The sequence below is a fragment of the Candidimonas sp. SYP-B2681 genome, from assembly GCF_003971065.1.
Classification (GTDB): domain Bacteria; phylum Pseudomonadota; class Gammaproteobacteria; order Burkholderiales; family Burkholderiaceae_B; genus Pollutimonas.
The window spans coordinates 403,873-416,364 of record NZ_RYDV01000002.1 but is presented as its reverse complement, the minus strand read 5'-3'; the positions used below and the strand labels follow the sequence as shown (position 1 = coordinate 416,364).

At 55.8% G+C, this 12,492-nt stretch carries 15 protein-coding genes; 3 read left to right on the top strand and 12 right to left on the bottom strand.

Features of this window, described 5'->3' with window-relative positions:
- Positions 1–57 precede the first annotated feature (57 nt).
- Both EKL30_RS06500 and nirK read right to left on the bottom strand, forming a co-directional pair.
- Complete coding sequence (locus tag EKL30_RS06500) at positions 58–393, bottom strand: cytochrome c5 family protein (protein WP_126706371.1); 336 nt, start codon at positions 391–393, stop codon at positions 58–60.
- 132 nt (positions 394–525) lie between these two features.
- The gene (gene nirK, locus EKL30_RS06495; protein ID WP_199748501.1) at positions 526–1,656 is read right to left on the bottom strand and encodes a copper-containing nitrite reductase; all 1,131 of its coding nucleotides are present in this window, start codon (positions 1,654–1,656) and stop codon (positions 526–528) included.
- 323 nt (positions 1,657–1,979) lie between these two features.
- Between nirK and EKL30_RS06490 the strand changes: the two genes are divergently transcribed.
- A complete protein-coding gene (locus EKL30_RS06490; protein WP_126706370.1) occupies positions 1,980–2,720 on the top strand; it encodes a Crp/Fnr family transcriptional regulator in 741 nt (246 codons plus the stop codon).
- Between the two features lie 27 nt (positions 2,721–2,747).
- Here the strand turns inward: EKL30_RS06490 and EKL30_RS06485 are convergent, their stop codons facing one another.
- From EKL30_RS06485 to EKL30_RS06445, 9 genes are all read right to left on the bottom strand, one after another.
- Positions 2,748–3,629 carry an SUMF1/EgtB/PvdO family nonheme iron enzyme gene (locus EKL30_RS06485; RefSeq protein ID WP_126706369.1) on the bottom strand — a complete coding sequence of 294 codons (882 nt, stop codon included), beginning with the start codon at positions 3,627–3,629 and terminating at the stop codon, positions 2,748–2,750.
- Positions 3,630–3,750: 121 nt separating this feature from the next.
- A complete protein-coding gene (locus EKL30_RS06480) occupies positions 3,751–4,308 on the bottom strand; it encodes a sugar O-acetyltransferase (RefSeq protein WP_126706368.1) in 558 nt (185 codons plus the stop codon).
- 179 nt (positions 4,309–4,487) lie between these two features.
- The gene (gene lipA / locus EKL30_RS06475) at positions 4,488–5,483 is read right to left on the bottom strand and encodes a lipoyl synthase (RefSeq protein ID WP_126706367.1); all 996 of its coding nucleotides are present in this window, start codon (positions 5,481–5,483) and stop codon (positions 4,488–4,490) included.
- A gap of 184 nt (positions 5,484–5,667) precedes the next feature.
- Complete coding sequence (locus tag EKL30_RS06470) at positions 5,668–6,453, bottom strand: enoyl-CoA hydratase (protein WP_126706366.1); 786 nt, start codon at positions 6,451–6,453, stop codon at positions 5,668–5,670.
- A gap of 19 nt (positions 6,454–6,472) precedes the next feature.
- Positions 6,473–7,231 carry a lipoyl(octanoyl) transferase LipB gene (gene lipB, locus EKL30_RS06465; protein WP_126706365.1) on the bottom strand — a complete coding sequence of 253 codons (759 nt, stop codon included), beginning with the start codon at positions 7,229–7,231 and terminating at the stop codon, positions 6,473–6,475.
- A gap of 15 nt (positions 7,232–7,246) precedes the next feature.
- Complete coding sequence (locus tag EKL30_RS06460; protein ID WP_233582865.1) at positions 7,247–7,519, bottom strand: DUF493 family protein; 273 nt, start codon at positions 7,517–7,519, stop codon at positions 7,247–7,249.
- A 10-nt stretch (positions 7,520–7,529) separates the two neighbouring features.
- On the bottom strand, positions 7,530–8,393 hold the full coding sequence (locus tag EKL30_RS06455) for a D-amino acid aminotransferase (protein WP_126706364.1): 864 nt from the start codon (positions 8,391–8,393) through the stop codon (positions 7,530–7,532).
- A gap of 13 nt (positions 8,394–8,406) precedes the next feature.
- Positions 8,407–9,666, bottom strand: a complete 1,260-nt coding sequence (locus EKL30_RS06450; RefSeq protein WP_126706363.1) for a D-alanyl-D-alanine carboxypeptidase family protein — start codon at positions 9,664–9,666, stop codon at positions 8,407–8,409.
- A gap of 163 nt (positions 9,667–9,829) precedes the next feature.
- The gene (locus EKL30_RS06445; protein ID WP_126706362.1) at positions 9,830–10,474 is read right to left on the bottom strand and encodes an alpha/beta hydrolase; all 645 of its coding nucleotides are present in this window, start codon (positions 10,472–10,474) and stop codon (positions 9,830–9,832) included.
- Between the two features lie 62 nt (positions 10,475–10,536).
- On the opposite strand from EKL30_RS06445, the gene EKL30_RS06440 reads away from it, so the two are divergent.
- Together EKL30_RS06440 and EKL30_RS06435 are read left to right on the top strand one after the other, a co-directional pair.
- Positions 10,537–11,415 carry a biotin--[acetyl-CoA-carboxylase] ligase gene (locus EKL30_RS06440; protein ID WP_126706361.1) on the top strand — a complete coding sequence of 293 codons (879 nt, stop codon included), beginning with the start codon at positions 10,537–10,539 and terminating at the stop codon, positions 11,413–11,415.
- Positions 11,412–12,227: a type III pantothenate kinase gene (locus tag EKL30_RS06435; RefSeq protein ID WP_126706360.1), complete on the top strand. Its 816-nt coding sequence runs from the start codon at positions 11,412–11,414 to the stop codon at positions 12,225–12,227. The genes EKL30_RS06440 and EKL30_RS06435 overlap by 4 nt, the downstream gene beginning before the upstream one ends.
- On the opposite strand, the gene EKL30_RS18960 is transcribed toward EKL30_RS06435, so the two are convergent.
- Positions 12,220–12,393, bottom strand: a complete 174-nt coding sequence (locus tag EKL30_RS18960) for a hypothetical protein (protein WP_199748500.1) — start codon at positions 12,391–12,393, stop codon at positions 12,220–12,222. The genes EKL30_RS06435 and EKL30_RS18960 overlap by 8 nt on opposite strands.
- Between the last annotated feature and the right edge of the window lie 99 nt (positions 12,394–12,492).

The following is a 12,492-nucleotide window of genomic DNA, read 5'->3' as shown; positions in this document are numbered from 1 at the left end:
CGCGTACCTGCCACTTAGAAATCCTGCAAGCAACGACCGAAATTCCTTGCACCGTGCTTATTGGGACGAACGCGCCATATATTCCACGGCCGCGCGCAAGGTTGCGTCGTCCGCCGACGACGCGCCGCGTGGGGGCATGGCGCCCTTGCCCTTGATAGCGATCTCCATCATTGAATCCATGCCGCGCGCGATCAGTGGGGCCCAGACCTGTTTGTTTCCGACTTTGGGCGCATTGGCCACGCCACTGCTGTGACAGGCTACGCAGGCGGTCTTGTAAAGCTTTTCGCCGGCGACAGCCAGAGTTGCATCAGCCCCGCCGGTGGCGAATGCTGCAGCTGGCGCCAATCCGGCTCCGAGGACCATGGCCACGGCTATGTGTGCGAACTTTGACATAGTTATCTCCGATTTAACTGGCGATCTACCGAAGGCAGACCGGTTGCTACGTTGCTTGGCTCTATTGGCTGCCGGGACCATCCCGGCAGCAATTGGTGACTGGTGATGCAACGAATCGACGGCTTCACGTCATCAGGCAGTGGTCGGACCGGGAGCCTTGACTTGTTTCATCAAGTCGTCGTTCCACTTACCTTCCACTACCACGTGACCTGCGGCGCCGAATTCGAACGCTTCAATCAGGTTGTGATTCAAGTAGGCATATACGCCTGGCTGCTTAAAGGTGTATAGCGCCGCACCAGCCGATCCGCCCCGTATGAACCACGTCTCCAGATCTCGTTCGGGTGGATTATCGAACTTGCCTGTTTCCCAGACCCAGTCGCCATGTCCGCCGATCAGGTGAGGACGCGTGTCGCGATTGGCCTGGGAGTGAATAAACAGAACGGTCTCGCCCACCTTGGCTTTCAAGGCGCCTTCGCCGGTCAGAGCCCCAACCTTGCCGTTAAAGACGACGTGGGAGGGAAGAAGCGTGCGCATGACTTCCATGGTATCCGTGTAGCTTTCTGCCAGCGTCTTGTAGTCTTTGTACTTGCCGTCGGCGTCTTTCGGGATATACAGATCGAACTCGCCAATGGTGTAAGCAGTGTCGTAGCGCAATGGATTGCCGACAGGATCTTTCAGACCGCCACGAGGCAACACCATCAAGGTCCCGCTCATGCCCGCCACAACGTGCCATGGCACCATCCCCTCCGGAGCGCAGTGATACACGAAGGTGCCAGCCCGATCGGCCTTGAAGCGCAAGGTAACTTGCTCGCCCGGGTTCACGTTGGTCAATTTGGCACCACCCAATGCTCCGGTGGCGCCGTGAAAGTCAACATTGTGAGGCATGGCGTTGGAAGCCAAATTCACTAGGGTAAGTTCCACGTAGTCGCCCGCGTTTACGACCATGGTCGGTCCTGGCAGGGAACCGTTGAACGTCATCGCCTGCAAGGTGGTGCCCTTGTCGTCAATCACCATTTTCTTTTCCACGATCTCCATGCGGAACTCCACAATCCTCGGAGCGCCGGTCACCACCTGTTCGTGCTTGTGCACCATCGGCGGCGCGACCAGGTCCACCTTGATGCGTTTGAGTTTGGCTATCTCAGGTTCCGACAAGAACTTGTCAGTCGCTGCAGGCTTGCCTTTCGCCAATGCCGGCGCTGCCATCGCAGCCGAACTGGCCATTGCGCCCAACCCTGCAGTTTTTAAAAATGAACGACGTTCCATGATGAAGCTCCGTTTACAGAAATGTTCGACTGGTTACGAACGACGACACGGCCGGTCAACGATCACGGAAAGCTTGCTTATTGATTTTTCAGGCTTTCCGATACCGGTACATTTAATCCATGTATCCATTTGATAACGGCAAAGGTGAACCCTCTTTGCGCTAGCGCAAGCTACTGACCACATTTATTCGGGTAACCCCTTAGAAGTCGTGAACCGTGGTTTATGGACACAGCGATTAGTAGGATCCATGCCCGGTCGCAATCCGCTCTGGCAAAAAATAGCGATGGTAGAATTCGGTTCCTGGTCGCCAGTATGGATTTGCGATGACTTCACATCTGAATCGGTCCCTAATCAAGAATCTTGATTTGTTCAAGTCATTGTCAGATTCTGCGCTAGACGCCATCCTGCAAACAGCACAAGTATCGCGCCTGCTCTCCGGCGCAGCGGTATTCCGCCAGGGCGAAGTCGCCGACCGTTTTTTTGTGCTGCTGCATGGTCACCTGAAGGTGGTTCAAGTGACACCCGATGGGGAACAGGTGGTAGTGCGATATGTGAATCCGGGCGATGTCTTCGGAATCGCGCGAGCCATGCGTCGGCCCCACTATCCTGCCTCAACGATTGCTGTGCAAGAAAGTTTGGCGCTAGGCTGGATGTCCTCGGAATGGGACCAATTCACGGCTACGAATCTGAATTTCGCATCCAACGCTCTGCACACCGTAGGTCAACGACTGCAAGACGCCCATGAGCGTATTCAGCAGCTTTCCACCGAGGAAGTCGAACAGCGCGTTGCACGCGCCATTCTGCGTCTGGTGGACCAATCAGGCCTGCAAACTAACGAAGGGATCGTCATTGATTTCCCCATTACGCGTCAGGACATTGCCGAAATGACCGGTACCACACTGCATACGGTCAGCCGACTATTGAGCGCCTGGAAAGACCGGGGCGTGGTCACAAGCGGCCGCAAACGAGTCGTGGTTTGCGCCATGGATGAGCTGATCCGCCTTGCCGAAGGCCGCGAAGCGCCAGCACCGAGCAAGCTTACAAACCGGATCGAGTCCGAATAAATCCGGCCCTATTGGCACACTGATGGGTCACGCGATCCCCAGCCAGGACCGCAGCGACGATATCAGGTTGGACCGTCGGCGTGGCGGGTCGCGAACGAGACGAAATCCTAAATTACTGGGCGGCACGCCTACCGAACAAGCCCCGCCTTTCGGGTCGCGAATAAAATCGGAAATATAGCTGCGGTGTTTGCCGGCCACGACACGGATGCCGCAATTTTCACTTCGCTTTGAGGTTGTCACACCATCTTGATCCATGGGCTGACGCGTATGACAGCTATCGGTCCAATCCCACACATTGCCCGCCATATCGGACAATCCGGTGGAATTTGTGCCAAAACTGTTGAACGGCTTGGGAGCCGCATCAGTCGTTGCCTTGCGCTGCGTTTCAAGCTTGTATTCGAAAAGCCAACGCTGGGCAGGATCACTGCCATCGGTGAGATTCGACACGACATCCTCTTTATATGCCGAGCCGGCTGCGTACACCCATTCGGCATAGGTGGGCAAACGGTAGTGATGCCGTGTGCGTGCTGATATCCATACGGCGTAAGCCCTTGCATCCCGCCAACTAATGCCCACCGCTGGCAGATCCGGCGCCACCATCGCCCTGTGCGGCTTGTCGAGTTGTTTGCACGCTCCCTCGTTAACGCATTCGGCATACTCGGCCTGACTCACCTGGCGTTTCATGATCTGGAAGTCGCTGTCGAATCGCATTTTACGTAGAGGCGGATTGACGGGATTGCCGCCGAGCAGGTAATCGCCTGCGGGGTAATAACTAAATTCCCCTGCTTCTATGGTGATCAGCGCGGTCTTATCCCGGCCTGGCGAAGCGTCGTATCCGAGCGCGATATATCCGGCCGTAGCGGCTACTACCATTCCGCCGATTGCCGACAGTTTGATCAAGGAGCGCATGGCTCACCTTTCACACATGCAGACCGGCCACCCGGTCTATACCCTTATTGAACGCTTTCTAATTGTTAGCCACTTCGTCGCAGCGCAAACTCGGGCACGATAAAAAATACCGTCGGACACGTCACGTTGGGAGCGAACGAATAAGGCGGCAAGGATTGCCGGCTGCCACGACACCCTGCGGCACATCGCGTGTCACGACGCTGCCGGCGGCAATCATGGATCCGGCACCGATCGTGACGCCCGGGCAAACAATGGCGCCGCCGCCAATCCAGACATCAGAGCCAATGCTCACCGACTTGCCGTACTCAAGCCCGAGCCGCCTTTCTGCTGCGCTTATGGGATGCGTTGCGGTGTACACCTGTACATTCGGGCCAAACAGCACATAATCGCCGATGGTTACTGGCGCCACGTCGAGGATGACGCAGTTGAAATTGATGAACACTTTTTTTCCCAGCGATATATTCGCGCCATAGTCGCAAAAGAATGGAGGCTGAATAAACGCATCGGTTTCTGCACCAAATAGTTCTATCAGGATTTCGCTGCGCGCCTGTTGTTCACCGCCACATCGATCATTAAGCCTTTGAAGCAATTGCCGCGCACGCTGCCGTTCAGCCATGAGTTGCACGTCTTCCGGATCATAAAGTTCACCCGCGAGCATTTTTTGTTTTTCAGTGAGCATAGAAAAGATTCCGATAAGTGTGGAAGCTGTTAGCGACCGCATTAGCCATATCAGTCACGTTAAAACGAAAAACCCCCATAAGCCAAAGACTTACGAGGGTATCGCGTACGACGCAAACGGTGAACTCGTAAAAAGCGACAGCGTTAGGCGCCGCTTTTGAACTAGGCCGCCTGGCGTTCTCAGGCAACGCCTGCCGCATGAGCTTGCTCATCGGCGTGATAGGACGAGCGCACCATGGCGCCAACCGCGGCGTGGGTAAAGCCCATCGCGTAGGCCTCGCGTTCGAGCATTGCGAAGATATCGGGATGTGGGTAGCGCAGGACCGGCAAGTGATGTGCAGAGGGCTGCAAATACTGACCTATCGTCAACATATCGACGTTATGGGCGCGCAGGTCGCGCATGACCTCGAGTATTTCTTCATCGGTCTCGCCCAGGCCCAGCATCAGGCCCGATTTGGTCGGCACATTGGGATGCAGAACCTTGAAATCAGCCAGCAGCTTCAACGAATGATGATAATCCGATCCCGGACGAGCCTGCTTGTATAAGCGAGGCACGGTTTCTAGGTTGTGATTCATTACATCAGGTGGGCCGTCGTTCAAAATACCCAAAGCGCGGTCCAGCCGGCCGCGAAAATCGGGCACCAGAACTTCGATGCGCGTGGACGGCGAAAGTTCGCGCACACTGCGTATACATTCGACAAAGTGGGCAGCACCCCCGTCGCGGAGATCGTCGCGATCGACAGAAGTGATTACAACGTAGGACAGCTTCATGGCTGCAATGCTACGCGCGAGATTTAAAGGCTCGTCGACGTCGAGCGGATCGGGGCGGCCGTGGCCCACGTCACAGAAGGGACAACGGCGCGTGCACTTATCGCCCATGATCATGAAGGTGGCAGTGCCCTTACCGAAGCATTCGCCAATATTCGGACACGAGGCCTCTTCGCAAACCGTATGAAGGTTGTGCTCGCGCAGAATACGTTTGATATCAAAAAAACGGGAACCCGGTGCCGCCGCTTTGACGCGGATCCATTCAGGTTTCTTGAGGCGCTCGGCGGGAACGACCTTGATGGGAATACGCGATGTCTTTTCACCCGACTTTTGCTTCTTCGTTGGGTCATAGGGGGCGGGACGTACAGTAGGTTTACGCTCTGCAGACGGGTCGGTAGATGTAGTCATACGGTTTCCTGCACCGAAGCGTATACGCTTCGGGCTCAAAAGTGGCGGCGTGCTTCACGCCATCCGCTATCGGGTGAAAGATCAATACGGGCGATGCCCCTGGCGAGGCCAGGCACGCATAAAGGCGTGGAACGGGGCTTATTTTAACGCGCACAGCTGGCGCCTGGCTAATGGCCCTGTTGGGTCAACGGCCTTTCCAGACCGGCTGGCGCTTTTGCGTAAACGCATCAATGCCTTCGCAAACGTCTTCAGCCATCATGTTCTGCGCCATTACCTGCCCCGCATAATCATAGGCGTCGCTAAGATTCATGCTGCGTTGACGATGATACATGGCCTTGCCAGTACGCACGGCAACAGCGCTCTTGGAACAGATTGCCTGCACCAACGCGTCGACCTCTCGATCAAGTTGATCACCCGGCACTGCACGGTTGATCAAGCCATTGGCCACGGCATCGGCGGCGCTGATGAACTGACCCGTCACCAGCATTTCAAATGCTTTCTTGGCCGGAACATTACGCGTTAGTGCCACCGCGGGCGTCGAGCAGAACAATCCGACGTTGATGCCCGAAACCGCGAATTTTGACGTGTCGGCGGCGATCGCCAGATCGCAAGTGGCCACGAGCTGGCAGCCGGCCGCCGTCGCGGTCCCCTGTACCCGGGCGATGACTGGAATGGGCAAGTTGACGATGCTTTGCATCACGCGGCCACATTGTGCGAACAATCGCTGATAGTAAGACTCGTCGCGATGCGCCATCATTTGCTTCAAGTCGTGGCCGGCGCAAAAAGCTTTCCCGGCTGCTGCCAGTACGACACAACGCAGCTGGTCGTCTTGCGCGCTGGCGTCAAGCTGGGCCTGCAGCGCTGTCAGCAATTCCTCGGACAGGGCATTGAACTGATTCGGGCGATTAAGTGTTAGCGTCAGAACGTCATCAACCCGGCTGGACAGCAGCACAGTGTCGTTTGTGGTCATGTCTTGTCTCCTGGCGTTTTTATGGGATTATTTGATTTATGGGCGGTTTGACACACAGAGCGATCGACGCCCCGCTGGCGCCGTAAGCATGTGTCGCAAAAGAGCTCGCCAGACGTGCGGCGAGCAATTCTCCGACTTGGGCCACGGTAGCCTCTATCCCGCAGTACCGCAAATCAATGGTTTGCAGCCCTTCGTAGCCACAGGGATTGATTCCTAGAAAAGGCGTCAGATCCATGTCGACATTCAAAGCGATGCCGTGATAGGCACATCCGTTACGAACCTTTATGCCCAATGCAGCAATCTTGGCCAGGTTTTCCGCAGGTGCAGCAGGCTCGTCGTCGCCGGCCGGCGACGACGAGCCTGAGGAGAATGCGCCGTGATCATCCAGCGGCACGTAGACTCCCGGCGCTCCAGGTTTAAGGCAAGCGCCATTGATCCCTACCGCGGCCAAGACCTCTATCGTTGCCCTTTCAATTAAGGCCACGTATTCTTTGACAAAAATCTTGAGACGGCGCAAATCAATCAGGCAATATGCCACCACTTGACCGGGACCATGGTAAGTAACCTGGCCACCTCGATCGCACTGCACCACCTGGATATCGCCCGGATTTAGAATATGACTGGCTTTGCCAGCCTGGCCTAGGGTATATACCGGCGGGTGTTCGACCAGCCAGATCTCATCCGCCGTGCCTGCATCACGGGCCTCGGTAAACTGCCGCATGGCCTCCCAGGCATCAAGATACGGTGTCTGGCCCGGCCACCATCTATGTTGAATCATGAACGCGGAATACGCCTACAAGACAAATGACACCATAGGATGCCCATGCAGCGCACGGTACAAGTCGTCAAGCTGCTGACGTGACGTGGCCCGCACGGTAAACGTAAGGCTTAAATAATTGCCGCCCTTGCTGGGCCTCATTTCGATGGTGACGGGATCCAGAGAGGGATCGAATTGCAACACAACATCGGTCAAGGTTTGCGCAAGATCCGGGTGCATCTTTCCCATGACTTTAATGGGAAAGTCGCTGGGATACTCGATAAGAGAGTCTTCGGGCGGAATAGTCATGGGCTGAATTTCAAAGTTCCGCAATGGCCTTATCGTAGCCTGCTCGCAGCCGCGTGTACACCGAACCCGGCTTACCCGTTCCTACAGGCTTGCCGTTGTAAACCGTAATGGGCAAAAGCTCTTTCGTGGCTGACGACAGCATAAGCTCGTCGGCGTTTTCGACTTCTTGCTGCGATATCGGGCGAGCGTCAAAATGGATGCCGGTATCGGCCGCAAGCTCTTCCAGCAGGCTATAACGAATGCCTTCGAGTATCAGGTTGCTGCGCGGCGGCCCGAGCAAGACACCGTCTTTGGCGGCCCATATATTGCACGAAGCGCCTTCGGATAAGTATCCGTCCCGAAACTGAACAACTTCGTCGACCCCGGCCTCGACTGCATATTGCTTGGCCAGCACATTGCCAAGCAATGAAACTGATTTGATCTCACAACGCAGCCAGCGGATGTCCGGCATACTGACCACGCTCAAACCCTGTTCGCGCGCAGCGGCACCCGGACGAACGAACGGAGTAATCATGCAAAACACGGTCGGCGGCGTATTCTTGGGGAACGCGTGATCCCGCTTGGCGACGCCCCGAGATACTTGGATATATACCATGCAATCGTTCAGGCCCGATCGCTTGATCAGATCCAGAACGAGCTCTTCCCAGTCCTTTCGTGCCAGACTCACCTTGATGTCGATGGCTGCGAGGCTGCGCTCAAGGCGCGCCAAATGGCTGTCCATGCGAAATGGCTTACCGTTATAGGCAGGAACCACGTCGTAGATACCATCACCAAAAATAAAGCCTCGGTCCAGCACTGAAACTTTCGCATCCCCCAAACGCAGGTAGTCGCCGTTCAGATAAACAATACTGTCGCAATCAACATCGGGAATCATCTTTTAAGCCTTATTATTCGAATAACAAAAGAATCTTATCGTAGACGCGTCCGAAAAAGCCCGCTTCCTGGACGTCTTCCAACACATACAGAGGCTCTTCGCGCAACACTTTACCGTCGAGCGAAAGCGAAACCGTGCCAACCTTCGCGCCTTTCTTCAGCGGAGCGATCAAAGGCTGGGTATATTGAGCGACCGGCTTGACCTGCGGCCCCTTGCCGCGAGGCACTGTGATCCAAGTGGGCTCGAGGCCGCCCAGGCCTACTGCCTCGGACTGGCCTTCCCAAACCCGAGCAGTGACCGCTGGCTGCGTATTGTCGAACAATTTGATGGTGTCAAAGTTCTGGAAGCTCCAGTTCAAGAGCTTCAGACTGTTTTCGGTTCGAGCTGAATCGCTGCTGGCACCGACAATAACCGACACGACACGCCGGCCATCGCGCAACGCCGTAGCAACCAGGCAGTATCCGGCAGACTGAGTGTGCCCCGTTTTAAGGCCATCGACCGTAGGGTCCGACCATAACAGGCGGTTACGATTATTCTGCTTGATCTTGTTATACGTGAATTCTTTTTGACTGTAGTAATGCAAATACTGGGGATGCTTTGCCACGAGGTTTTTGGCCAAAATAGCGAGATCCCGAACGGTGGTCAGATGGGTCGGATCTGGCAGGCCGGAGGAATTAACAAAGTGCGTATCACGCAAACCTTGCCTGGCCGCTTCTTCATTCATCAGCGCAGCAAATGCTGATTCGCTTCCGGCGACCGCCTCGGCCAAGGCGACCGTGGCATCATTGCCCGATTGAATAATCAACCCTTGGAGAAGATCATGGACCGACACTTGGGTGTTGGGCTTGACGAACATGCGCGAGCCCTCGGTCTTCCAGGCTTTCTCCGAAATATTGACGGTTTGTTCCAGCGTCAGCCGCTTGTTCTCGATGGCCTCGAAAACCAAATATGCCGTCATCATTTTCGTTAACGATGCTGGCTCGATTTTTTCATCGGGATTTTGCGAAGCAATGATCTGACCGCTATTGACGTCCAGCGTCAACCAGGCCCGGGCAGTAAGCGTAGGAACGGGCACGGAAGCCAATTCGCCGGCCGTAACAATGTTGGGTGCAGTAATTTCCGAGAAGGCGGCTGGAGCCGTCGCTGCGGCAGGCTCGACGGGCGCTTTGGCGGCATCTTGAGCAAAAGCGAAAAACGGGGAAACTGCCAGCGCCAGTCCGGCTAGAAAATGTGAAACAGGGGGGAATTGAAAGCTGAAATTTTTTGGTGTCATCGCCATATCGTAAAGAATATCCGCCGGTAAAACAAACGGCACAGAGGAGCTATTATAGGAGAGCCGTCTTGGAGTTACCGCAAATGACGAGCGGTTTCGCCTGCATAAACCGCAAGGAGATGAAACAATACATTATGGCAGATAACAAAGATCGGCCGGCACGCTAGACCGAGGCCAGACGCTGTTGGATCAATTGCCGCAAGGTGATCAGCTTACCGTGAAAAAAATGGCTGGCGTCCGGCACCACAACGACCGGCAAAGATCGGCTGCGGGCGAATTCCATGGCTTCGGATAAAGGCACAACCTCGTCCGCCTCGCCATGCACTAGAAAGGTATCGTCAGGAACCGTGATATCGCGGAACTTAAAGCGATTGACCGCTGATCCGGCAAGCAACAAGGCATCCGGTAGCTTGCCCGATTGCTCGAGCACTTCTGAATATAGTTGAGCGGCCACTGAGGTGCCAAACGAAAATCCCGCCAGAACCCACTTTCCGGCCGCTGCCTCGGGATACGCCGATTCAAACTGACGGACCAATTCCTTCATATCGGCCGTTTCGCCCACAGCACGATCGAACTCTCCAGCCGAGACGCCTACCCCGCGGAAGTTAGGGCGTACTGCGATCAGACCATGCTGCACGCAGGCACGCGCGATGGTCGTAACGATTTTATTATCACGTGCGCCGCCGTGTAGCGGGTGCGGATGAAGCACCAGCGCCCACCCACGTGCGGGCTCCATCGGCAGATCCAGCGCACAGTCGATGGCGCCAGCGAGGCCATCGAATGAAATCTTCTCGGTACGAGCAAGCATAATAGACACTTTGAGTTATAACGTAAGCCCGATCATTTTACGCTACGCACCATTGCAGATTAATGCCTACTGCCTCTTCTTCGCTTCTCCCCTCCCCCGACCTGCTTAAGGCGTCGCTGTCAATGGCGTTGCCCCACTTCAATCAGGTCACGTGGGTTGAAAGGACAGTGTCCACCAACTTCGATTTATTGACCAAGGCGCGTTCAAATAGCGGCCAGTTCGCGCGGCCCTGGCTGCTGGGTGCGCACCTGCAAGAGCAAGGTCGCGGCCGCGCGGGGCGCACCTGGCAAAATCGGTCTGGCGCAAATCTAATGTTTTCCTGCGCTTTCGATGTTTTCCTGCCGCCCCAACAATTGCCCACCTTGTCACCATTGGCCGGCCTTGCGGCTTGCGAAGCGCTGCGCGGGCTTATTAGTCCTTCATTACGAAACCAACTTTGCATGAAGTGGCCCAATGATGTGCAGTGGCTGACCGCCAAGCTCGCCGGGATCCTGGTAGAAGTCACACGCGCAGGAACGTCACGCTTGTCATCAGATCACCATGTCGCGATTATTGGAATGGGCATCAACCTATCCGACGCCCGGGCGCTCAGTCAATCGCTGAATCGACAAGTGGCCGATTGGGCCGAAATTGCGGGGTGCGACCCGCTCGCCGCCGCCGCCACTGCCACGGATATCGTCGCCCGTATCGCCAACGCCTGGTACACCAGCCTGAACGACGCGACCTCCCACGGCTTCAGCGAACTGCCTGAGCGATATGGAAAGGTGGATGTACTGGCGGGGCAACATATCAACGTGCTGGATGAGGGGCGTATCACCCACGCCGGCATTGCGAGTGGCGTCAATACACTGGGGCAATTACTGGTGCGCAATCACCATGGCGAAACCACAATCTCCGTCGGCGAAATTTCAGTGCGGGCTCAAAAGGACCCTCATCCATGATGCTACTGATTGACGCGGGCAATACCCGTATAAAGCTGGGTTGGCTTGATCCAATAAGCGGCCGCAGGGAAACCGACGTCTTCATCATGGCGCACAACGACCTGAGCCAATTGCCGACATGGCTTGATCAGCTCTGCCATGTGCCGATCGCTGCCATTGGCGTGAATGTGGCAGGCACGACAGTGGCTCAGCGAATCAACGACTTTTTCAAAAGCCACTACGCTTTCGAGATAAGATGGATCGTCAGTCAAGGCGAGGCAGCGGGCATACGCAACGGCTATGATGCTCCGTCGCAATTGGGCGCTGATCGGTGGCTGTCAATGATAGGGCTGGCGCAACACACCAACGACGCAGCAATATTAGCCAGCTTTGGCACTGCCACAACAATCGATACTTTGGGACCCAAGGCGGCCATACCAGGCGAGCCAGGTATACGGCAGTTCTACGGAGGGCTGATTTTCCCGGGCCCCGAGCTTATGCGCGCGTCGCTCGCCGCCGGCACGGCTAATTTACCCAAGGCAGATGGCACCACCGCGGCTTTCCCTACTCATACTCATCAAGCCATCTCCAGTGGAATCGCCGCAGCGCAAGCTGGCGCGCTGCTACGACAGTGGCGTGAAGGACTTTCCATGTTCGGAGGACCACCGCAGGTTTTCAGCACTGGCGGTGGATGGGGGGCCGTAGAGATCGAAGCGCAACGATTGCTAAACAGAGCGCAGACCGACCTTGGTCTCCCAGCGCAAGCAATACAGTGTCTGACGACGCCTGTATTGGACGGCCTCGCGCACCTGGCACCCAAGTTTCTTAATTGAGCTGGTTCGCACTTAAGGGCGCGTTCAAGGTTATGGCGTGCTGATTCCTTTCTGACAGTTGGCGCGGATCCCGGCCGCGCTCGCTAGGCGGCGTCCCAAAAAAACCCTGCCCGTAGGCGAGTACCGCTACGTTAGCCAGAACAACCAGCAAAAATATAAAACGCATGAGAAAGATGCCCTTGTCGTCGCGCGACCATTTTGAAGGATTTTTTATTCTGAAATCCAGCCCCAATATACCAAACCCATGCTGTGGCTTCGGCCAAGT